Origin of the sequence: Furfurilactobacillus rossiae DSM 15814, from assembly GCF_000428925.1 — a bacterium.
GTDB lineage: Bacteria > Bacillota > Bacilli > Lactobacillales > Lactobacillaceae > Furfurilactobacillus > Furfurilactobacillus rossiae.
The window spans coordinates 66,553-90,088 of sequence record NZ_AUAW01000012.1 but is presented as its reverse complement, the minus strand read 5'-3'; the positions used below and the strand labels follow the sequence as shown (position 1 = coordinate 90,088).

At 41.4% G+C, this 23,536-nt stretch carries 22 protein-coding genes; 8 read left to right on the top strand and 14 right to left on the bottom strand.

Annotated features, from left to right (window positions below; genetic code table 11):
- Positions 1-213: 213 nt before the first annotated feature.
- Positions 214-2,886, top strand: a complete 2,673-nt coding sequence (locus tag G400_RS0108855) for a hypothetical protein (RefSeq protein ID WP_017260730.1) — start codon at positions 214-216, stop codon at positions 2,884-2,886.
- 129 nt (positions 2,887-3,015) lie between these two features.
- On the top strand, positions 3,016-3,414 hold the full coding sequence (locus tag G400_RS14890) for a hypothetical protein (RefSeq protein WP_017260729.1): 399 nt from the start codon (positions 3,016-3,018) through the stop codon (positions 3,412-3,414).
- 158 nt (positions 3,415-3,572) lie between these two features.
- Here the strand turns inward: G400_RS14890 and G400_RS0108845 are convergent, their stop codons facing one another.
- The 3 genes from G400_RS0108845 to G400_RS0108835 form a co-directional block, all read right to left on the bottom strand.
- Entirely contained in the window at positions 3,573-3,830 is a 258-nt protein-coding gene (locus tag G400_RS0108845) for a hypothetical protein (protein WP_017260728.1), read from the bottom strand.
- Positions 3,831-3,934: 104 nt separating this feature from the next.
- Entirely contained in the window at positions 3,935-5,077 is a 1,143-nt protein-coding gene (locus G400_RS0108840) for a glycerate kinase family protein (protein WP_017260727.1), read from the bottom strand.
- Positions 5,078-5,089: 12 nt separating this feature from the next.
- A complete protein-coding gene (locus G400_RS0108835) occupies positions 5,090-6,400 on the bottom strand; it encodes a GntP family permease (RefSeq protein ID WP_017260726.1) in 1,311 nt (436 codons plus the stop codon).
- Positions 6,401-6,593: 193 nt separating this feature from the next.
- Here G400_RS0108835 and G400_RS0108830 point away from each other — a divergent pair, with 193 nt between their 5' ends.
- Together G400_RS0108830 and G400_RS0108825 are read left to right on the top strand one after the other, a co-directional pair.
- Positions 6,594-7,634, top strand: coding sequence for a CdaR family transcriptional regulator (locus tag G400_RS0108830; RefSeq protein ID WP_017260725.1), 1,041 nt, complete (start codon positions 6,594-6,596; stop codon positions 7,632-7,634).
- 160 nt (positions 7,635-7,794) lie between these two features.
- Complete coding sequence (locus G400_RS0108825) at positions 7,795-8,556, top strand: IclR family transcriptional regulator (protein ID WP_017260724.1); 762 nt, start codon at positions 7,795-7,797, stop codon at positions 8,554-8,556.
- A gap of 81 nt (positions 8,557-8,637) precedes the next feature.
- Here the strand turns inward: G400_RS0108825 and G400_RS0108820 are convergent, their stop codons facing one another.
- Positions 8,638-10,029: a PTS galactitol transporter subunit IIC gene (locus G400_RS0108820; RefSeq protein ID WP_017260723.1), complete on the bottom strand. Its 1,392-nt coding sequence runs from the start codon at positions 10,027-10,029 to the stop codon at positions 8,638-8,640.
- Positions 10,030-10,534: 505 nt separating this feature from the next.
- Here G400_RS0108820 and kduD point away from each other — a divergent pair.
- The 3 genes from kduD to G400_RS0108805 are packed head-to-tail and all read left to right on the top strand — an operon-like array spanning position 10,535 to position 13,022.
- Positions 10,535-11,350, top strand: coding sequence for a 2-dehydro-3-deoxy-D-gluconate 5-dehydrogenase KduD (kduD, locus tag G400_RS0108815; protein WP_017260722.1), 816 nt, complete (start codon positions 10,535-10,537; stop codon positions 11,348-11,350).
- Between the two features lie 38 nt (positions 11,351-11,388).
- Complete coding sequence (locus G400_RS0108810) at positions 11,389-12,363, top strand: sugar kinase (protein WP_017260721.1); 975 nt, start codon at positions 11,389-11,391, stop codon at positions 12,361-12,363.
- Entirely contained in the window at positions 12,360-13,022 is a 663-nt protein-coding gene (locus G400_RS0108805; RefSeq protein ID WP_017260720.1) for a bifunctional 2-keto-4-hydroxyglutarate aldolase/2-keto-3-deoxy-6-phosphogluconate aldolase, read from the top strand. Before G400_RS0108810 ends, G400_RS0108805 begins: the two co-directional genes overlap by 4 nt.
- Before the next feature lie 227 nt (positions 13,023-13,249).
- On the opposite strand, the gene G400_RS0108800 is transcribed toward G400_RS0108805, so the two are convergent.
- The 10 genes from G400_RS0108800 to G400_RS0108755 form a co-directional block, all read right to left on the bottom strand.
- Complete coding sequence (locus tag G400_RS0108800; protein WP_017260719.1) at positions 13,250-14,209, bottom strand: substrate-binding domain-containing protein; 960 nt, start codon at positions 14,207-14,209, stop codon at positions 13,250-13,252.
- Positions 14,210-14,221: 12 nt separating this feature from the next.
- Positions 14,222-15,193: an ABC transporter permease subunit gene (locus tag G400_RS0108795; protein ID WP_017260718.1), complete on the bottom strand. Its 972-nt coding sequence runs from the start codon at positions 15,191-15,193 to the stop codon at positions 14,222-14,224.
- Positions 15,193-16,677, bottom strand: a complete 1,485-nt coding sequence (locus G400_RS0108790) for a sugar ABC transporter ATP-binding protein (protein ID WP_017260717.1) — start codon at positions 16,675-16,677, stop codon at positions 15,193-15,195. Before G400_RS0108790 ends, G400_RS0108795 begins: the two co-directional genes overlap by 1 nt.
- 17 nt (positions 16,678-16,694) lie before the next feature.
- Positions 16,695-17,090 (bottom strand): D-ribose pyranase, encoded by a 396-nt coding sequence (gene rbsD / locus G400_RS0108785; RefSeq protein WP_017260716.1) that lies wholly within the window; start codon positions 17,088-17,090, stop codon positions 16,695-16,697.
- Positions 17,091-17,340: 250 nt separating this feature from the next.
- A complete protein-coding gene (gene rbsR, locus G400_RS0108780; protein WP_026017031.1) occupies positions 17,341-18,348 on the bottom strand; it encodes a ribose utilization transcriptional repressor RbsR in 1,008 nt (335 codons plus the stop codon).
- Between the two features lie 510 nt (positions 18,349-18,858).
- On the bottom strand, positions 18,859-19,200 hold the full coding sequence (locus G400_RS16455; RefSeq protein WP_017260713.1) for an orotidine 5'-phosphate decarboxylase / HUMPS family protein: 342 nt from the start codon (positions 19,198-19,200) through the stop codon (positions 18,859-18,861).
- Positions 19,201-19,244: 44 nt separating this feature from the next.
- Complete coding sequence (gene ulaG, locus G400_RS0108770) at positions 19,245-20,318, bottom strand: L-ascorbate 6-phosphate lactonase (RefSeq protein WP_017260712.1); 1,074 nt, start codon at positions 20,316-20,318, stop codon at positions 19,245-19,247.
- 14 nt (positions 20,319-20,332) lie between these two features.
- Complete coding sequence (locus G400_RS0108765) at positions 20,333-20,620, bottom strand: PTS sugar transporter subunit IIB (protein ID WP_017260711.1); 288 nt, start codon at positions 20,618-20,620, stop codon at positions 20,333-20,335.
- Positions 20,621-20,652: 32 nt separating this feature from the next.
- Positions 20,653-21,978, bottom strand: coding sequence for a PTS ascorbate transporter subunit IIC (locus tag G400_RS0108760; protein WP_017260710.1), 1,326 nt, complete (start codon positions 21,976-21,978; stop codon positions 20,653-20,655).
- Entirely contained in the window at positions 21,978-22,439 is a 462-nt protein-coding gene (locus G400_RS0108755; protein WP_017260709.1) for a PTS sugar transporter subunit IIA, read from the bottom strand. The genes G400_RS0108760 and G400_RS0108755 overlap by 1 nt, the downstream gene beginning before the upstream one ends.
- A gap of 181 nt (positions 22,440-22,620) precedes the next feature.
- Between G400_RS0108755 and G400_RS0108750 the strand changes: the two genes are divergently transcribed.
- Complete coding sequence (locus G400_RS0108750; protein ID WP_017260708.1) at positions 22,621-23,466, top strand: MurR/RpiR family transcriptional regulator; 846 nt, start codon at positions 22,621-22,623, stop codon at positions 23,464-23,466.
- Positions 23,467-23,536: the final 70 nt, after the last annotated feature.

The window sequence follows — 23,536 nt, the reverse complement described above, 5'->3', positions numbered from 1 at the left end:
CACTCACTCACTCACTCACTCACTCACTCACTCACTCACTCACTCACTCACTCACTCACTCACTCACTCACTCACTCACTCACTCACTCACTCACGTTGATTATGTAAGGCAACGTCTCTTTGTCAAGAACTTTTTTAAGAACTCGCTAACTATTTTTGTTGACGAGTCCTTTTCTTTTTCCTCAAACAAATCACTGATAGAAGGTGTTTTGTTTGGCTAAATATGAATACTCATCAATTGGAAATGTTCAGTGGAAACGCGTATCAAAAAAACGTCAAGAAACATTTTTAAGAGACATACACCACGGTGAAAATTTAAAAGGTCAAGAAGCAGTAGTAGAAGCATCTTGGTTCTCCCTATTAAATGATACTTTCTATTCAGTAAATAAAGGGTATGCAACACCTATGTCAAAAGTACTAGGCACAGACGGTCTCTTAATTGTACAGGATATAACAGTCGCTTTGTCGTTGATTACAGAATTTAAAGATGACGTCCACCTAGAAAAAAGAAATTATCAAGAACGCATTTTAGCTCAAGTACTCTTTTACATGAAACATATAAACATGCACATTGAAAACGGAAACGACAAGGGACTCGAATTGCCAAATGTTGTTTTGGCGGCCGATGCGAATCAAATTTTTGTCATTAACGCACGTGTCCTTTATCCATATCTTGATATGCCAGATATTGACTGGTCGATGAATGCACGTAAGGCTTATGACGAACAGATACCACAAGTCGTTTTCGATAAATTACGAATAGATGCCAATATAAACCCGTATGTTTATGACATAAGATCTAGAGACTTTAACCTAAATGACATTATGGGCCTAGTTTCAGACTTAGCATCTACTGAAAATGCAACTCAATTAAGTAAAATACCAGTGAATCAAGCTAACATTCGCGGCGCTTATGACGAATTTCTTAGATTAGTGACTCAAAATAGAACAAAGGTTAAGACAAATCAAGAATTAGTAGGTATGTTCATTAACGCTCTAACCAATCATGAAAATGTGATTTTAAAAAACAATACTGTCACAATGCTCAACGATGATGGTACCTATATAAAATACACTGTAAATGGTAGAAATTGGTATGCATTTTTTAGTCGGTTTGATACTAATTATTCCGCTAATGAAGTAAAAGACATAACCGAAGTTGGTGATATCCTTCTTGAAGAAACCAATCGCCGTTTCAGCGGTGAGTACTGGACTCCAACTGTCTGGGTAAATGAAGCGGTAAAAGAAATATCTAGCGAACTCGGATATGATTGGCGGGAAAAATACTATGTCTGGGATGCCGCAGCGGGATCGAAAAACTTAACTCGAGACTTTAAATTCAAACATTTATTTTCATCAACGCTATTTGACAATGAACTGGCAATGGGACGTATGTACAATCGTGAAAATATTGCCTTCCAGTATGATTTTTTAAATGATGATATATCCTTAAGCAAAAAGAACATTAAGAAAGCTAAACTATTTGATCGGGCTCCAGAACTTGTAAATGCGCTACTGAGCAATAAGCCAATAGTTTTATTTATGAATCCACCATATGCTACCGCTGGTGATGCTCGCATGGACAGTGAACACAAGAAGGCCGGCGTGGCAACCAAAAGTGTGGTCCATGAATATATGAAAAATGATAAAATCGGCCACGCATCTGAAAACCTCTACTGTCAGTTTTTCTATAGGGCACTGTTGCTAAAAAAAGCCTTCAAGTTATCGAATTTAGTTATTGCATATTTTTCTAATTCACAATACATGACTGGAGGATCTTACTTTAAAGCATTCGACGAAGCATTGTTTACGCATTTCGACTTCAAAAGTGGATTTTTATTAAATGCTGGAGAATTCTCAGATACAGCGGCCAATTGGGGTATTAGTTTTACAATTTTACGCAGCATACATGAACGTTCGACGGATCGGATTCCAAATCAATATACACTTGCCATCAAGGAGGACACTACCGTACAGGGAATAACCAGATCAGGCAAACACACAATAAAAAACTTGCCTAAATCCGATTTTCTATCCGAGTGGGTACGCGGCGTGTCATTAAAAGGTCTGAAGTATCAAGATAAAGGTACCTATCCTACATTTTCCAGTGCCTTTAAAGTAAAACCAAACAGCAGTATCACTCCTCCAAAATACCCTATTCATGCTTTGGGATACGCATGGAACAAAGCCAATAACGTTGAAAAAGCCGCAACTGAAACTGCACTTTTCAGCGATTGCTACCATGACGGTCATGGCTTCGCTATTGTTCCTGAAAATTTTGAAAGAGTTATGATTAACTTCGCCATACGGAAATCAACATCTCACAGTTGGATTAATAACAAAGATAATTACCATTCTCCATCGGAGCTATTCCTGAATAATGCCAACTACAACATGATGCTAACAGAAATGGTTATATTCGGATTATTTAATAAGTACAGTTATCAAGTATCTCTCAGTAACATTGAGTACAGAGAAAAATCTTACAATATAAATAATGAGTTCTTTTGGCTAAGTAAACATTCAATGTCTGCGTTAGCAAGCAAAAGTCATTTTTCGGACATGGGCTTTTCTATTGAAGACGATTGTGAGCGTTTTGTCTATAAATGGCTAGAAAAGCACCAGGGTGATATTTCTCCTGCGGCTAAATTGGTTCTAAGTTACGCTGAAAAAATCGTAGAGGACACCTTCAAATATCGTCAAGAATTAAACGATGATTATCCTGAATTTTGCTTCATGAACTGGGATGCTGGTTGGGAACAAATTAGACGTTTAATGACCAATGGTAAGAAGTCACAATATCTCTCTAATTTTAAAAACGCTTACGATGAATTGGAAAAAATAATTAATGGTTACATTTATCAATTTGGTTTTCTTGACAAATAACCTCAGTAAACATTTATTTACTTTGAAATATAACCATAACCTTCTTATATCACTTCCAATCTATTTATTGCATAACTGAGCCATCGTCGATAAAATTAAGTCAGGAAAACGAATGGCGGTGTGGTTACAATGGCATATCACAGCTTTGATTTTTATGAGAAACGCAAGGACGATCCTAAGTGGCATACAGCTTATCTACAGGCTAAACAAGAACACGACTTAGAAGTGCAGCGACGTAATGCTCAAATAATCAGTGATTCTCGGCAACGTCAAGCACTCGCTGCGCAGCGTGAGATTAATGCGGAACAACAACATATCCAGTCACAAAAGATGCAAAAGCAACAGCGTAAACTTCAAAAGCGTGCTTACCGAAGAAGTAGATATAGTCGTACCTGGGATCGACTGCTAACAGTCATTGGCTTTGTCGTAGTATTTTATATTGGTTGGAAAGCTTACTATTATTTCACAGGAATTGATTTAATTGAACAAATAAAGCTAATCATCATTCAGTTCTTTAGCAACCTATAAATATACAAATAAAACGTCACGGTACGGTAGAATCTTAAAAAATTGAGATTCTACCATACTGTGACGTTTTTTTCTGTAACAGCTTAACTCATCAAAAGTACTTATATTAAATGCATCCAAATAGAGAGATTTTTCAAACAAAATAGAAATTCCAGTCATCAATTCAAAACTATCAGCAGCACAATGCATACAGCGGTTAGGAGACCTCCGACCATCACAAACGCCGCCTTGCCGTATCGTTTGAAGCCAGCCCTTTTAAACAGAAAACTCAACAAAGCAATCCATGGGCCTGCATCAGTGCTATCTGCGACGCTAGCATAATCGGTCAAAGTATGCGAATTTATTTTAAAACCAGCAATAATAAGTAACACGCCAAAAACTAAAAAAATTGAAATAGCTAGATTTTGAAGGAACATTTGAATCAACTCCTGTCGTCCATAAAAAAATGACTCAAATCTCAAGCACTCGCGTAATCACAAAGAATGGATTTATCTAACAGGAATTATATCTTATTTTCCGCTTATTTACGTGCACGCCTAATCAACCGCGCCACATTCTCCGCAGTATTCGTCAGATTATCCTTCGCATGGGCAACCGCAGTCGGTAAATCCTCAACTCCGGGCAGTATCCCCATCACAACGTCAATCCCGAGGTCATACAACTGATCAATGCCCTTCCCCACGTTACCGGCTAAAGCGATAACCGTCACATGGTCGCTCACGCTATGAGCGGCTTGAGCCGTCCCCATCGGTGTCTTGCCATACTGAGTTTGGAAGTCGATGCCACCTTCGCCGGTGAAGACAAAATCGGCGTCTTTGGCGCGTTCCTTCAACTTAGTCATTTGGACGACAATCTCAACGCCTTTTTCCATCTTGGCGTTGGTGAAGGCGAGTAGTCCAGCACCCAAACCGCCAGCGGCGCCGGAACCGGGATAATCGGCCAGGTCGACGCCAAGCGTGGTCCTTAACACTTCAGCGTAATGCGCCAAATTTGCATCCAATTGTTTAACCATTTCAGGTGTAGCACCCTTCTGTGGGCCAAACACAGCGGCGGAACCAGTTTTACCAACCAGCGGATTCGTAACGTCAGAAGCAATTCGAATATGCGCGTTCATAAGCAGTGGATTCATGCCGCTGACATCAATAGTCGCCAAGTCAGCTAAACCACCGCCACCACGATTAATTGGCGAGCCAGAAGCATCCAAGAACTTGGCGCCCAAAGCTTCTGCCATCCCCGCACCGCCATCTGTGGTCGCACTACCGCCAATACCAATGATGATTTCGGTAGCACCACGTTGCAACGCGTCCGCAATCAGCTGACCGGTGCCGTAAGTCGTCGTAATCAGTGGATTCTTCGTTTCATCATTAACAAACTGAATACCGCTGGCGGCTGCCATTTCAATTACAGCTGTTTGACCGTCGCCCAAGATACCATATTCAGCGGGAACGGTCTCTTGCAGTGGATTCAGAACGTCAATCGTCCTGAACGTGCCATGTGTCGCATCAACCAACGATTGGACAGTGCCCTCGCCGCCATCAGCCATGGGCACGTTTTCGTAGTCGGCGTCTGGGAAAATCCGTTTGATGCCGGTCTCGATTGCATCTGCCGCTTCCTTGGCAGTGAGGCTTCCTTTAAATGAGTCTGGTGCAATCACAAATTTCATTTTGTTGTCCTCCTAGAGTAAGAACCCATACATAAGCGTGCCGACAATGGTCATCGTCAGACCAACGGCTGTTTCATATGGAACGGATTTCATCCGCGCCTTCAAATCCATATTCATCGCATTGGCGGTGACGTGGAAATAGTTTCCCTGTGGCAGGTGGTCAATCACCGTCGCACCGGTATGAACCATCACAGCAGCTGCCAGTGGTGCGGTTCCGAAGGCCAGAATGGCTTTGCCAAACGAACCGGTCGCGAGAATGACACCGGTTGAGGTCGAAGCCGTTGCGGCAGCCATCAGAATTCCGGCTATTGGCGCCAAGAACGTGCCAGAGATACCAGAAATCTTGATCAAATGAACGATCATGGCTGGCAGAGTCGAGGCGGTAATCAAACCACCAATAGCTCCGGCACCAATCAAGATAAGCACAACATCCGTCATTCGATCCATACCTGACTTAGTGTAGGCAAGAATCTGTCGACCTTGATGCATGGCAAACATCCCCAGCACCCCGGCCAACGGCAGAATGTACATCGCGTCAACCTGAAACTTCTGCAAGACAGCAATGTGCAAAATGCTACCGATCGGATTGATCAGCAACAAAATAACGGCCACGAGTGGCGCAACGATGGCAGACCGAAACGACGGTAAATTATCTGGATCAGGCGTAGCGCCCGTGTCTTGGTTTGCTTCGACATCCGCCATGCTGGCAATGTCGCCATGATTTTTCAAGACGGTTGCCAGTAATACGGCCATCGCAAGGCCAAACAACGCTGGCACAAAGTCCGCAACCATCACAGAACTCAGTTGCAAATGGAAGCCACGTGCCGCCGCAATCGTGTTCGGATTTGGCGAAATGATATTGCCGGCCTTCCCACCACCAGACAGAGCAACCAGCAACGCCAATTTGGAAATCTTCATGCGGCTACCCACTTCAAGCGCAATCGGCGCCACAATCAACACAGCTACTGGGATAAAGACACCGACCGCTGTGATAATCATCGTTGATAAAGCGAGCGAGAATATCGCTAGGCCTTCACCAAGTTTGTTCACAATCGTCTTGGCAATCGTGTTAGCAGCGCCAGATTCCATCATGACACCCGCCAATACACCAGCGGCCAACACGCGCACCACCGTCCCCATCACACTTTGGGTTCCGGCGACCACAATATTTACCGTTTGGACTAAGTTGGCACCACCGATAATGGCACCGACAATCGTCCCCAATAATAACGAGTACACTGGGTTGAGTTTACGTAAAATCAAAATAATGGCTAAAGCTAACCCAACCAGCGCACCGATCCAACTCACCGTTACGTTTACCACAGTACATCCCTCCAAATAGATTACTAACTTTACGGTATACTTTACGTTAAAGCGGTTACATAAAACAGTATCAAACTGCCAAAAATGTTGCGTGAATTTGGTCACTTTGCATATTCATTCACAATACTTAGATGTCTTAAGATAACTATAGGGAACTAGCGCTAATCAAACGCTGTTAATCGGGGTGATTTAAATGAAGCTTGAGCCAACTTTGGCACAGTCAATCGTAGATAAGATGATGAAACAGATTCCTTGCAATATCAACATGATGGACGAAACCGGCACCATTATTGCCAGTGGTGATAAAAAGCGGATTGGATCACTCCATCGCGGCGCCGTCGAAGCAATTAGCTCAGGCCAATCTTTGCCAATGGCCGAATCATATGGCGAACACGGTCAACCTGGCGTCAATTCACCCGTTGTGTTTGATCACCAAATTATTGGCGTCATCGGGATTACTGGCGATCCGGAGAAAGTTACACCATTGGCATCTTTATTGAGCACTGCAACGGAACTGTTGATTTCTCAAGCGCAAACGAACGCCATTCGTCAGGAACACACCTCCCGTCTAAATCGTTTCTTACATCAGTGGATTCAAACAAAAACCATCATTTCTAAAAGTTCGTCCTTGTACTTGGAAGCTGAACAATTGGGCATCCAGGTTGAACAACCAAGAGTGGCCCTAGCCCTGCACGCCACACACCTGCCGCAAATTCCCATGGATACTGCGGATTATCTGCTTCAGTTGAGTGACAACACCAGCCTCGTTTTAACTGCCTACGACACAACGATTAAACGGTTAACTAGTTTCGCCAAGGACAACCACATTGCCATTGGTATCGGAACCAAAACGAACCTTATTAAAACGACGGTCAATCAAGCGCTGCAAGTCATTGATATTCAGACAAAGCTGGCCGATCCGAGCCTGATTTCGTTTGAACAGGTTCAGTTTATCAGCGCGATTGTCAACAGTAAATTGATTATCCCCGATACCCTTGAACGGCTGCGCAACGCTACCATTGACGGTAATCAGGGCGAACTGTTCAAAACACTGGATGCATTTATCAATGCTAACGGCAATTTAGTACACGCCGCCACTAACCTACACATTCATCGCAACACGCTTAGCTACCAGCTGAACAAGATTCATGAGGAGACGGGATTGAATCCACGGAACTTTAAGGATCTTGTGGAACTTTATATTGGCAGTTTGCTGATTAAGCTGAATAGTTAGAAACCTTTTTAGTTAAACTTCCACAAATAGTATTTTTGTTAATTCAGATTCAATTAGAAAAACTTAAGATTCAGTCTACTTACCTCGTGACGTCTCGATAAAAATGGCTTACAATTCTAGAGTTATCATTTCTAAATAAGAAACGGAAAGGCTGAATTCAATGTCTGAATCTACTAATAAACTCTACGGTACTGTACTCATTCGTGCCAAAGAAATTCTCGATTACTTATTGAACTCTGAAACCGCTCCTACGCTTAAGGAAATAAGCGATGGGATTGGCATGACAAAACCAACAACGTTAAAGATTTTAACTACACTGGAAGCACTAAAATTTGTGACACGAGATGAAAACACTAAAGCCTACTTTTTAGATGTATCATTGCTTGCCTATGGTGAAAAGGCATCTGAAGAATTTGATATTCGATCAATTGTGACGCCAACGTTATCTCGCCTTCGCGATAGTACAGGCGAAACGATTAATTTAGGTATCGTCAATGACAATGAGATTGTGCTTCTAGACAAATTTGAAAGTCCACAAAGCATCTTTTTAAAATCTAGAATTGGTGGTCGAATGAATATGTATTCATCTTCGATGGGAAAAGCCATCTTGTCAGCCTATTCAGATACAGAAATGGCTGATTATCTTGATCACACCGATCTAAAAAAAGTCACACCGAACACTATCACAACCTCTGATGCATTAATTGCCGATTTACAGACTACTAAAGGACGTGGCTATTCTGTTGACGATGAAGAAAATGAAGTTGATATCTTCTGCGTCGGCTTTGTTATTACTAAATATCAAAAAATTTATGGTGCCTTCAGTATCACGGCTCCAAAATTTCGCATGGGCTCTGAAAAGCGAAAAAAGATAGTTCAACTCGCTAAGGAAGCTCAAAAAGAAATAATAGATAAAATATAAAATGCACCGAATATGAAAAAGACCAGACCTCCTTCTATTTTGAAGGCGATTTGGTCTTTTTTGTATAGATTCAAAAATCAATTAATTGATTGAACTTTCCGAATTTGTAATCTTACTATCTTTTTTGCTAGAAACGCCCTGTTCATCGACAATCTTGCGACGGTTATAAATCATCAATAACACAGCACAGATAGCTAAGATGCCAGCACCAATACCGGCTAGATTATTCGTGAAGAAATAAGTAATCCATGCCAAGGGACTTGCTGCAAAGTCGATACTTGCAACTGAAGTTGTCCCTACTGGAATCAAATTCTTTTGGACTAGTTTTACAGCCGCAGTAAAAATAGCTGCTAAACTCGTGGCCGAAAGAACACCTACAACTAATGAAATCAAACCGGTTAGAAAAGTTCGTAACACATTGCCATGAGTGTAAGGAAGTACAAGTGGAAATAGGTAAATCAAGCCAGACAAGCTGGCTAGGGGCAGAAATTCATTTCCAGGAATAATGATCGACAAGAACAAGATCATTGGTACAAGGAGTAATGACACCACTAAAGTTGTTGGATGTCCAATCACTAACGCAGGCGTCATCCCGATGTTAAATGAACGACCCTTGAAATGTTTAGAAATAAGCTCCTGCGATCGTTTTGAAATTGGACTTAGTCCTTCAATAAACAATGAAGTGATTCGCGGAATCAATACCATAACGGCACTTAGGATAATTCCCAACTGCAAAGTTTTTGCAACTGGATATCGTGCTAGAAACCCCAATAAAATGCCAATAACTACACCTAGGAAAATAGGATCCCCCATGATACCGAACCTTTTTTTCATTTTGTCGGCATCTAAATCAACCTTATTCAATCCAGAAATATGTTCTACAATCCAATCCGTCACAATAGCAAATGGAATGAATGAAACACAAAACGCTTGTGGAATCGAGATACCCTCAAGATCTTTACCATAAAATGATTCAACAGCTTTTTGAGATCGGTCCGCCCCGACCAAGGTAACAATAAATACGAAGATAGCAGCAAAAATTCCCCACCAGAAACTCTTTGTTGCAATGGACACAATCGATCCAATAAATGCAAAGTGCCAATAGTTCCAAAGATCGATATTAAGTGTCTTGGTAGTCTTAGTCAGCAACATTAACACGTTGATGCCCAGTCCCAACGGAATGATAATGGCACCAACTTTTGTACCAAATGCTACTGCAGAAGCCGCTGGCCATCCAATATCCAACGTGTGTAAATGTAGATGATATAACTTGACCATCTGATTAACAGCGGGTCCAAGATTAGTCGCCAATAATTGCGTAATCACGTTTAAGCCAACAAACCCAACACCAACAGATAGTCCGGCCTTGAGTGACTTTCCAAGGCCCATTCCGAGTAACAACCCAAAAATAAGAAATATGATTGGCATCATAACACTAGCCCCAAGGGACATGATGTAGTTAATAACTTGCATTGTAATTAAGTCCTTTCGTTTCTTTAATAAAAGTGCGAAATTTTGGGATTTCTTATAAAGAAATGCTAGTTCTTAAAACGAAATTACAATCATAGTATAGAAGGTCACACGTTCCTTTTGCAAGCCTTTTCAAAAATTATAAGCACTATTTCGTTGATTACTTGACCTGCTGTCTAAGTAGCCAATCTACTATGCCTCGCAGCAGTGTATAGTAGATTTCCCGTCTACTTTTAAAATAGAGAATTGACTAATTTGCACACCTTATATGCATCTTAAAAGCGCGAGTATACGGCGATTTACGCAATGGTATCAGTGATTTCCCACTTGGCTCGAACTATATTTGTAACATTATGCTGACTTTAAAAATGCTGTAAAACGTGAAAAAATACGGTTTGTTAAAAATAACTATTGCAATATTTTCAAAAACGCATTATTGTGATCGTGGGATTTCTAAATAGAAAACACTATTTCTTATAAGGAAATATTAAAATGGAGGATTCTAAACATGACACAATCACAAAATGAAATTGACGAGATCACGGCAGCACTCAATAAATTTAAAATGGATTGGTTTAGCTTAAGCGGAAAAGTAGCACTCATCACAGGCGGAAATACCGGCTTGGGACAGGGTTACGCAGTTGCATTGGCAGAGGCTGGAGCAGACATTTTTATTGCCACCCACGGCACAGATGGATGGGATGCAACTCGTGACCTTATTGAAAAACGCGGTCATAAGGTTGAATTTTTAGATATAGATCTTACACAGCCTGGCATTGCCGACAAAGTTGTTGAAAAAGTCATCAACACATTTGGCCATTTAGATATCTTAATCAATAACGCTGGCATGATTAAGCGAAATCCTATTTTAGAATCCAAGGACAAGGACTGGGACAAGGTCATTTCAATCAACCTTTCTGCCGTTTACCACTTATCTTTAGCCGCTTCGAAGGTTTTTGCTAAACAGAAATCAGGAAAAATTATTAACATTGGCTCCATGCTATCCTTCCAAGGAGGAAAGTTTATTCCTTCGTACACTGCAGCTAAACATGGTGTTGCCGGACTAACTAAGGCTTTTGCCAGCGAAATGGCCGCTTATAATGTTCAAGTTAATGCAATTGCCCCTGGGTATATTAAGACTGCAAACACTGCACCCATTCGTGCCGATGAAAAACGTAACGCAGAGATTCTTGGTCGTATTGCCGCTGGTCATTGGGGCGAACCTTTCGAATTAATGGGGATTGCCGTTTATCTTTCCAGTGACGCCGCAAATTACATCAATGGTGCAGTAATTCCAGTAGATGGTGGTTACTTAGTTCGTTAGAAATAAATATTTCAATCTTTTGCTGGAGTGATTTGATAATGAGTGAATTTCTTACAATTGGAGAACCAATGGTCGTTTTAGCCTCCCAGGATATCAATCAAGAGCTAGCGGACGTTAGTCATTTCAATCGCTTTTTGGCCGGAGCCGAATTAAATGTTGCCACCGGTGTTCGACGTTTAGGACACTCCACCAGTTTTGTTTCGGCAATTGGCAATGACCCTTTTGGTCAATACATCCTTGATTCCATTCGTTTATCAGGAATTGACACAACACACATTAAAATAAATTCTAAACTATGGACTGGATTCTACTTAAAACAGCGCGTTAGCCATGGCGACCCACAAACGTACTATTTCAGAAAAAATTCAGCCGCCGCCAACTATGACAAAGAGAACTTAGCACATGTTGATTTAACTGATACCAGAATCACACATATCAGTGGCATATTTGCTGCTCTATCACCGCAATCATTAGCCGCAACTAAGGAATTAATCGCTAAAGTCGAAAATGAGAACTGTGTCATAACGTTCGATCCCAATCTTCGCCCTTCCCTGTGGCAATCAGAGAACACTATGATAGCTACGACTAATGAATTAGCAAAACATGGAACAGTTGTTATGCCAGGCATCCATGAAGGACAAATGCTAATGGGATCAGACGACCCAGTGGACATCGCTAATTTTTACCTAAATCAGAGTTCAATTACGCAAACGGTCGTTGTTAAACTTGGTCCTGATGGAGCATTCGTCAAAGAAAGAAACAGACCTGCATACACCGTTGCCGGATTTCACGTAAACAGTGTTATTGATACAGTCGGTGCAGGTGATGGCTTTGCAGTGGGCATCATTTCAGCGCTATTAGAGGGCAAAGAAATTAAAGAGGCTGTGAAACGAGCATGTGCAATAGGTGCATTAGCAGTGGAATCGCGTGGAGATAACGATGGGTATCCGACGAGAAAAGAATTAAAGAGATTCTATGAAAAGAATAATAGACAAGTGGGAGAAAAAATATGAAGCGTGAAAAACTACTAAAGAAACTGACAGAGGTAGGTGTTGTTTCGGTCGTTCGCGCTGAAACTGCAGAAAAAGCAGTTAAAATTGCAGACGCAGTCATTGCCGGTGGTGTTCGAGGAATAGAACTAACTTACACTGTCCCTCATGCAGATACAGTAATCGGTAAACTAGTTGAAAAGCATGGTGTCGATGCTCTTATTGGTGCTGGAACAGTGCTTGATGCAACCTCGGCTCGGCTCGCTATTATAGCAGGAGCTCAGTTTATAGTCAGTCCAACATTTGATACTGACGTAGCAAAAATGTGCAACCTATATCAAATTCCGTACGTGCCAGGTATATTCACACCAACCGAAGCACAAACAGCCTTGCAGTATGGATCAGAGGTTGTCAAACTATTTCCTGGTGCATTAGCCACACCAATGGCAATTTCCGAATTCAAAGGACCGTTTCCGTATCTTAATGTAATGCCTTCTGGAGGTGTTAACACTGATAATTTGAAGGATTGGATTAAAGCGGGGGCTGTTGTTGTTGGGGCGGGTGGGGGCCTTGTTGGCCCAGCAAAAAATGACGACTATGACGCTGTTACTGCAAATGCCGAAGCTTATATGCATGCTTACACTGAAGCAACAAACAACGATAAAAACGCTATAACAGTTTAATACCAGCCATACTCCGTTATGTTTTATGTGATTTATCTCTTCGCAAAGGTTCTTGGGCTTTCTGCCAAGGCCTTTTTAGTTTGTCAAATTGACACCAGATCCCACATCACCGCATCACTAGTTGCTATGAACCTAACGCAAAAAATAGCATCGATGATTTTAAGAAACAAATCACCGATGCCGTTGAAATGAATTACATCATTTACCCCTTAATGTTATTCATCTGACTATTTATACTTAGACACATTTTCTTTCGTAACCAAGTGAATTGGTGACGTTGTGTGCTTAGGTACTGACTTGCCTTGATAGTGTGCATAGGCAGCCTTGATGGCCAACTGTCCTTCAACTTCTGGTGACTGGGCAATAATACCAGAAATCTTACCCTGCTTAACAGCAGTTAATCCTTGAGGTTCACCATCAATGGAAACAACAACTAGATCAGGATTGTTAATGGCTTTAACGGCCCCGAGTGCCATTTCATCATTTTGGGCAAACACACCTTGGATAGATGAGTGAGCCTGCAAAATGTTTTCCATAACGGAAAGTCCTTTAGCACGATCAAAATCTGCACTTTGCTTCGTCACAATCTTCAGATTGTTCTTGGCAGCGGTATTGAATCCTTTACCACGTTGAATAGCAGCATCCGCACCAGGCGTCCCTTCAAGTTCAGCAACCTGACCGCCCTTTGGCACTTTACTCATCATGTATTGAGCAGCCATCTTACCGGCTTTAACGTTATCAGAAGCAACCGTCGTCAGTAGTTTCCCACCGTTAGACCCACGATCACAGGCGATAACTGGAATACCAGCGTTGTTTGCATCCTTAACAGCAGGAACAATGGCATCTGAGTCAACAGGGTTAATGATGATAACATCAACCTTCTTCTGAATCAGATCTTCAATGTCGCTGGATTGTTTGGAACTATCATTTTGTGCATCAAACACTTCAGTTTTAGTGCCATTTTGTTTGGCAACGTCATTAATCCCGTTACGAACAGAAATGAAGAACGGGTTGCTCAATGTTGAGAGTGATACCCCAACCTTCAGCTTGTCCTTTGATTTCTTGGTAGTGTGCGTGCCACCGAATGTTGGCGGTGTTAATGAGACTGCTTTACACCCGGTTAAAATAATTGAACTCAATGCAAACAATGCAACTAGAACAAGTACATATCGTTTACCCTTTTTCATGAGTACCCCTCCCTAGGCTTTGGCCTGCTTACGATCGAGCAGGACAGCGACCAGGATCACGATCCCTTTAACGATCTGTTGATAGAAACTCGAAATTCCAAGTAAATTCATACCGTTGTTTAGGACCCCGATAATTAAGGCACCAATCAACGTTCCGAACATCTTACCTTTACCACCTGCTAGACTCGTTCCACCTAACACAACGGCGGCAATGGCATCCATTTCGTAGGCCACCCCTGCATCAGGCTGAGCAGATGCCAGACGTGACGTTAAGATCATCCCAGCAACCGCAGAAAGAAAACCTGCCAGAGTGTAGATCCAAATGATCATTTTATTGTTCTTAACACCAGCAACAAAAGCAGCACGAGGGTTACCACCCAAGGCGTAAGTCTTACGACCAAACGTTGTCCGGTGTAACAGAATAAACGCAAGGATGTAGAACAATACCATAATGTAGACAGGGAATGGAATACCGAATAAGTAACCTTGACCAAAAAATTGGAAGCCAAAGTTATTGCTCATCTTGGCACCTGTAATTGGGTTACCTTTAGTAAACACATACGTTGCACCACGGAAAATTGTTTGTGTCGCCAACGTTGCGATAAACGGTGCTGCTTTACCATAAGCAATTAAGACACCGTTCAATGCACCAAAGATACCACCGGTAACCATCCCAATCAGGAAGGCGATAAACGACGGTACACCCATCAATACTAACTGTGCGGTAAACGCACCACTTAACGCTAGAATCGATCCAACAGATAGGTCAATTCCACCAGTCAGGATAACAAATTCCATCCCAAAGGCAATTAACGCGTTAATGGAGACTTGGCGAAGTAAATTCAATAAGTTCAGTGGATCAAGAAACGAAAAATTCAAAATTGATACAAGCACAATTAGAACGATCAGGGCGACCAGCGGACCAAGTTTCGAATAAAAGTCGCCAAAGCTAAAGTGACGCTTTGTTTCTGTTTGGTTATCCATTAGTTTTCTCCTCCCGTTGCTAATGTCATAACACTCTCTTGGGTCGCGGTAGCAGTTGGCACAACCCCCATTAGCTTTCCTTCATACAGTACGGCAATGTTATCTGAAAAACCGAGTACTTCATCAAGATCACTAGAAACCATGATAATGGCAGTTCCACGATCTGTTAGTTCGTTCATCAAATCATAGATTTCACGTTTAGCACCAACATCGACCCCACGAGTTGGCTCATCCAAAATTAGCACTTGCGATCCGGAACCAACCCACTTAGCCAAAACAACTTTCTGTTGGTTACCACCAGACAAACTGCCTGCTTCATCTTCAGCACTATTTGCTTTGACGGTCAGTCGCTTCATCAGCAAGTTAACAAAATCCCTGTCAGCCTTACGATCAATCATGCCGTGCTTGACGAATCCCTCAATGCTTGGCAGATCGATGTTGTCAGCAATACTGTCGTCCAGAATAAGCCCTTCAGATTTGCGATCTTCAGTTAAAAATCCAATATTATCCTTGATAGCATCACTTGGATTTGAGATCTTGACTTGCTTTCCATTTACCGTGATTGTCCCTGAATCAAGTTTGTCAATGCCAAAAATGGCACGCATGACTTCCGTTCGCCCTGCGCCCATTAATCCAGAAAAGGCGAGGATTTCCCCAGAACGCACGCTGAAACTAATATCTTTAAAGACACCTTCACGTGTTAACTTGTTGGTTTCTAACATGACTTTGCCAAACTTGGGATGACGGTCAGGATAAAAGTCACCCATATCTCGACCAACCATGTCGTGAACGATTTGCTTAACGTTGGTTTCCTTTGTGTTGTACGTGTTAATCGTTAGTCCGTCACGCATAACAGTCACACGGTCGGAGATTTCAAAAAGCTCTTCCATTCTGTGTGAAATATAAATAATACCCACACCCTGTGCTTTAAGTGACTTAATCACGTCAAACAACTTGCCAATTTCATTTTCTGTCAGGGCAGCCGTAGGTTCATCCATGATAATGATTTTAGCATCTGTCATTAAAGACTTCGCAATTTCAATCATTTGCTGTTGTCCAACAGATAAATTGCCAATTGGCTGATTTAAGTCTAGTTTCACATCAAGCTTGGCTAGTGATTTCTGTGCAATCGCTTTCATTTTTACGTTGTCGATAAAGCCAAACCGCGTCTTAATTTCCTTGTTCAAAAACATGTTGTCTAGAATCGGCATTTCACCAAAATTATTCATTTCTTGATGAATAAAGCTGATGCCATGCTGTTCCGCTTCCAACGCGCTAGCAAAATGTGTTTCTTTACCGTCAACTTTGATTGAACCACCGTTAGGCTCCAATAAGCCCGTCAAGATATTCATCATTGTCGACTTGCCTGCACCGTTTTCTCCCATCAACGCATGGACCTCTCCGCCCTTAACGGAAAAGTTAACGTCTTTTAAAACGACGTTAGGACCAAACGCTTTAGAAATATGTTGCATGTCAATTTCCATCTGTGATTTTGCCTCCCCTAAAAGGTTACGCCACTCTCAAGAATAATATTTGAATACGGCGTCATTTCCCCTGTCCGTACAAATGCATGCGCCTTGCTAAGATCTGCCTTCATCTGATCGTGCGGAATGAATTGAATCTCAACGTTTGGTAATAATTCTTTAACCGCCGTTAGTTGTTTCGGATTTTGAGTCTTCATTTCTTCTGCCAGAAAAATCCGTTGTACTTGAAGTTCACTTAAGATGTTTTTCAGCACATCGATAAAACTTGGCAGGTTCTTAGTAACCGCCAAATCAATCTTCTCTGTCCCAGCAGGCACTGGCATTCCTGCATCGCCAACTGCCAGCGTATCAAAATGCCCCATTTGTGCAATAACACGCGATAAATCTGAATTGATAACTGTTGTTTTCTTCATTTGAAACGTTGAACCACCCTTCGATTAATGTTTGTGAAAAAATCCAGTAAAACGATTTACGTGCTTCACTCGTATAGGATACCAATTTATGTAAGCGTTTACAACACTTCGTACTCAAATTTAGAAATTTTGTTTATACACCAGCAATCTAGACAAAAAAATCTTCCTAAATGATAGGACACAAGTGACCTATACATTTGGAAAGAAATAGTTAACCAAGCCTAATATCGAGATGTCATATTTTGGTAATTCACAATCTTTTAACCGAGTTACGTTCCTTCAAACTAACGTCAACCATCTTAAGTTGTGGACTCAATTCCGGTGTGCTCAAGCGACTCATAATCATTTGACAGGCCCACACGCCCATGTCGTAAATCGGTTGATGAATTGTTGTTAATCGTGGTGTTACATAATCGTCTAAGTCAATGTCATCATATCCGACCACTGAAACATCCTCGGGCACTCGCACGTCTGCTTCCTGCAATCCCCGAATTAGCCCAATGGCCATCTCATCGTTAGTACTAAAGACGGCCGTTGCCTTGGATTTGATAATATCAGCGGCGATTTGTCGACCACCCATTTTCGAAAGCCCCGTCGGAAAAATCAACTTAGGATCAAACGAAATCTGATTTTGCTCAAGTGTATGCCGATAACCTGCCAATCTTAATTTCACATTTTGTGATGGCTGCTCTGGTATCACAACGGCAATTTTTCTGTGTCCAGCATGAATCAAATGGGATGTGGCCAGTTCACCACCGTGCTCATCGTTCACAATTATTTGATCCCCGCCACTTATGGGATCGGCTTGGTCAAATAACAGATATGAAATGTGAATCGGTTGTAATAAGTCCTTAATTCCTTTATTCTCAATCGCCGATCCCGCAATGATGACACCATCAACGCCGCGCTCAATGAATGTTTTTAGATAATACCTTTCTAGGGTCTCGTTGTGATCTGCCGACAAAATAATCGGCACGCACTCACTCTCATACATTGCACTTTGAATACCCCTCAGGAAAGTACTGAAAAAAGGGTTAACAAGATTAGGCACGATGATACCAACAGTCTTCATTGAGTGATTAATCATACTTCTTGCATTAAAGTTTGGAACGTAGCCGAGTTTATCTCTCACGGCCATTACACGATCTCTGGTGGCTTTGGGAAATCGTTCTCCTTTACCATTCAATATTTGAGAAACAGCCGTAATTGATAGTTCTGCTGCTTCAGCCACATCTTTGATAGTTACTCGTTTACCCACAGTTGTCACCAAACTTTCATCACATGAAATGCCTATTAGTAAAACTTTTACCATATCATCATAACAAAAAGTAAGGAGATAACCATGTTTTTTATTGTTTTTGTTTAAGTAAATCCCTTTATTTAAGGATTGGAAACGTTTACTAAAGTCCATGAATTTTCAAACCAAAATAAAAGAGACAACCATTTTGGTTATCTCTTCTCTAGTTCAAATTGCCTCAGCAATAAATTATCACTTTAGGATTTCTCGAAAGGATCTAGCGGCTCCCTCAGCAAACATTGCGCTGCTTATTTTCCCACCAACAATAACTATCTCTGCGATACCTTGTTTCCTAAGTCTCTGAGCATTGTCTAAATCAATTCCGCCAGCTACAGCGATATGCTTCACTTTAGGATGTAATTGATGAAAATTAGCGACCATTTCGGGTGCGTCAATTTTGGTACCAAGATCATTATTGTGATGAACCAAATAAACGGCATTATCGAAAGTATCAATTTTTGCGACTTGATTCTAAGGCACATCAGTCAAGTCAATCATCATGTGCTGAATCGCATTAGTTTCCTTATAACATAAAGCAATTGTCGACGGAGACGCTGAGCCCATGACTGTTAGATAATCGGCGCCATAATAAAAGCCGGAATGAAATTCATAGGCGCCTTCATCAACAGTCTTAATGTCATACAATACACGACTGTGACGAGCCAACTGTGCAAGTTTACTGACATCATTAAAACCAAAATCTTTAATCAGCGATGTACCAAACTCAATGATATCGGCGACACCATTCAAGCTTCGGACTAGCTGCTCGGTTTCGGTTAACGACTTACGATCAATTGCGACCTGTAATTTCATTCCGACTTCCTCAGAAAGAGATCTTTCAATATTTACTTTAGTGATTACAAGAATGACTTGTATGGTAGATTAATCGGATGAGTATAACGATCCTTAAATCCACGATCATGATAATATTCCAGTTTATCTTGGTCGTCAGGATAAACAAATCGTCCACCTGGTAACCAAGAGAATGGATGGAATTTATAATCCAACCTCTCTTTACGCATTTCCCACAATGCTTCAACTTCACTCGGGTCTCCAAGCATGTTTGACCATACATCCCAATGTAGCGGAATGACAATTTTTGTATTTAAGTCTTCTGCAGTCCGTAGAACATCTACGGAAGTCATTTTGTCTTGGACACCGATTGGATTTTCTCCATATGCCACAATTGCGACATCGACGTCAAAGTCCTTACCATGTTTAGCAAAGTAAGATGAAAAGTGTGAATCGGCAGCATCGTATACGGTGCCTGCATCAGTTTTCAAAACATAATTAACGGCTCGAGCATCCATATCAGGCACCTGTTTATCATCAGGCAGATCTTTTTCGTCGGGATCAGTAATTAACACCGAGCGGTCAAAGGAATCTGTCACATCGATTTCAATGTCCTTTACTTTGATGACATCCCCGGGTTTAACGATACGACACCGGTCAGCCGGAACACCCCAGTCAAGCCACTGATCAACAACATCTTTAGGCCCAATAAATGGAATTGGCTCCTTTACGTTTTGCAAAATGGCCGCAGCCACATTCATGTCAATGTGGTCATGGTGAAAATGCGTCACAAGATATGCGTCCAGATGATGAATTGCAAACGGATTAATGACCATTGGCTGAGCCCGTAAGTTAGGCTGAATTTTACGGCCACCGGTCAAACGGGACCACTGATGACGTGGTGACATGTCAGCCTTGTCATGTGTTGTTTTACCAGTACCGCACCACAAATCAATGGCAACACTCGTCTGCTGATCAGACTTAAGCCAAATGCCCATATTAACTAACCACCACATTTCAAACTTGTTTTGTGGTACCTCAGTGCGATCAATTTCTTCGTTTAACCACGTTCCCCACTCTGGAAACACTTCATCTTTCCATGTTTGTTCTGTGACATCATTTACATTATCAACTGACATTTTCCCCACGTTCCTTACTTATTCTCTAATTCCGCCATTTTTGGATCTAAGTGGGCCTTAATATCGTTTTTGTCCACAAAGTTTGTCAAAACGATGGTCTTTTCTTTATCTTCTTCAGGAAAATCTTCAAACAATTCCCGCGTCGTTACATAAATGTCAGCTGGAGCACTTCGAATACTGCCTAAATCAACAGTGTCTACATCAACCTCATCTTTACCTTCTTCAGACAAAATACTTTCAATGTTCATCTTTGCAATAACACTTGATCCAACACCTAAACCACATACAGCAATAATTTTCATGATATTTCCTCCAAATTTCGTTTGCGTTTAAATTACAGAATAAAACCAACAATCGCGGTGCGAATGAACTTTAGCAGGTACATAAGTGGCATCCAAACAAGAGCATAGTCGATGTTTGACCACGTCAACCCACTGCCGTACACAGCACCAGTAAGTGGATAGAACAGAATGACGGCAGCTGATGAAATCATACCAGTGATAAATCCGGCCATAATGGCACCACGCCAACCACCAGCCTTATTACCAAATACACCCATGACATTACCGTCAAAGTACATAATGATTGGACTTGGGAACACGATAACAGGAGATTTGAAAATAATTGTGGCAAACGTGATTAGAATACAACCAACAGTCGAACCAAGGAAACCAAACATCCCACCCATTGGTGAATAAGGGAAGATGGTTGGCGCATCCAAGGCAGGAATCGCGCCAGGAAGGAATTTATCAGAAATCCCTTTAAATGCTGGCACAATCGAACCAATAAACATCCGCACACCAGAAAGTAAGATAACAATCCCAGCTGTAAACGTGAATCCTTGTAGAATTAACCACATAATCCAGTTCGTAGCATCAGGACCTTTCCCTGCAAGTTGTTGGATTCCTGCAGGACCAACAGCTAATCCGATTCCAACAAAGATAATTGGCATTAAGAAGAACAGAACAATCGTATTGTCTCGGAACATTGAGGCCCATTTAGGCAACTTCATATTATCGGCATCCTGTTCAGGTTTGGAACTACCAAACCATTTACCAATAAAGTGAGCAACCAACGACCCAACCTGATCCATAAACCCTAACGTGGACACATCATGCATCCATGGTCGTGAAATGATTCTTGGAATTGCAGGTGAATACGTGTAGTAGACCGCGTTCAGAACCGTCCCAACAACAATCGTCCAAAAACCGTTGGTATGTAATACAACTGGCAACGTAACATTCATAAACGCTGCGTGGTAAAGCATTAGGTGAGCGGTTAAATAGGCGTTCTTAAAATTCTTTCCTGATGAAATTCTTACTAATACCAAATGGAGGAAGAATGCCAATAGGAAAGTGATAACCGTGTTCTTTGCAATACTGCTAAAGCGAAGTACCACGCCAAAGACAGCATCGTTAGTTGGTAGAACCCCTTTAACATGAAGCGTTGAGTTCAACTTCGTGACCACTGGCGATAGAGAAGTAATTAAAATTCCGGCACCAGAAGATAAAACGGTTAATCCAATAACAGTTTTAACTGTGCCATCAACAACCTGCGGAAACTTTTTGCGTTGGAGCAATAATCCAACCAACGCTACCAAGCCAAGAAAAATAGTTTCGTTACTCAAAACCTGATAAACCAAGAAATTAATCACTTGCATTACTGATCGCCCCCGTTGATCTGTTCAGCAATATGCTTTGCGTCTTCTCGTGTTTTCGCACGACGCAAAGTTTCTAAGTTTTGACTGTCATTCAAAAACATAACAATCTTTTGCAACAATGAAAGGTGGGCTGTATCACTTGTAGAAGCAAGGATAACCACCAGATCAACTGGATCGTTGTCTTTATTTCCAAACTTCACGGGTTCCGCTAACGTTGCAATTGCGAACCCTGTTTGATGCACAGCTTCTGACGGTCGTGCATGACCAAGAGCCAATCCTGGTGCAATCACAATGTAAGGGCCTAATTTTTTAACGGAATCAATCATTGCTGTAACGTAATCATTAGTGATTTTTTTGCCGTCTACTAACGGCTTGGCAGCAACCTGAATTGCTTCTTCCCAGTTTGATGCATGTGCCTTTAACTGCACTTCATCAACAGAAAGTTTTGGATCGGTGTCCATAATCTTTACCTCCATAATGTAAAATAACGTCATAAATTATTAATTAGAAATGATTGCTTTTTACATTTACTATTATAGTCGAAACCGCTTTCATTGCAAGCTAGAAAATTTTAAATTGTCATGTTATCGTTATGTCACACTACAAATCATTAGTTTTATGAATTAAGGAAGATAAAAACAAATGGAATTAAACATCTTTGACCGGATTAAAGACATCTACCCGTCCCTTGGACGCAGTAGCAAGAGCATCGCAGACTATTTTCTCGCCAACCAAACTAATGCTTCCTCCAAAACCGTTACTGAACTTGCTGGAGACTGCCACGTTTCTGTCGCCACAATTTCGCGTTTTGCAAAACAATTAGGTTACACTAATTACTCACAGCTTAAATGGGCACTTTCAAATCAAATGAGTAAAAGCGCACCCACCATTCAAGAAGTTGCTGACACTGACACGCCAAAGATGGTTGCTAAAAAAACGCTCGATGCAAACATCGAAACTCTAAATGGCACATTCGATTTAATGGATGAAAAAGACTTGGAAAAAGCCGTAAATCTCATCGTCCACGCTAAAAAATTGGAATTCTTTGGTCTCGGTGGATCAAACATTGTGGCTCTTGACGCCTATCACAAATTTCTACGAGTACCCTTAAACGTTCTGCATGATACCGAATACCATTTGGCCTTAATGCAAGCCTCTCGAATGTCTGATTCTGACTGTGCTGTTGTAATTTCGCATACTGGAAATGATACAGACACACTTGAAATCGCTGAGGCCTTAAAATCTAAACATGTGCCAATAATCATTATTACAAGTTTTCCAAATTCACCTTTAGCTGAATACGGGAATGTAGACTTCTTCTCCATCTCTGAAGATTCTCGGTACCGTTCTGAGGCACTGCTATCACTAACCTCTCAATTGGCAATCAACGATTGCTTGTATATGCTAACGGCACAATATTTTGGCAAATCTGCAGAAACAGTTCTTGATGAAATTCGCTCGACTATTTCGAAAAAACATCCTGCGTAATTACATCAAAGTCGTTTTTTACCAAGACGACATTTACAATACCCATATATAAGAAAGGTCAATCACAGAA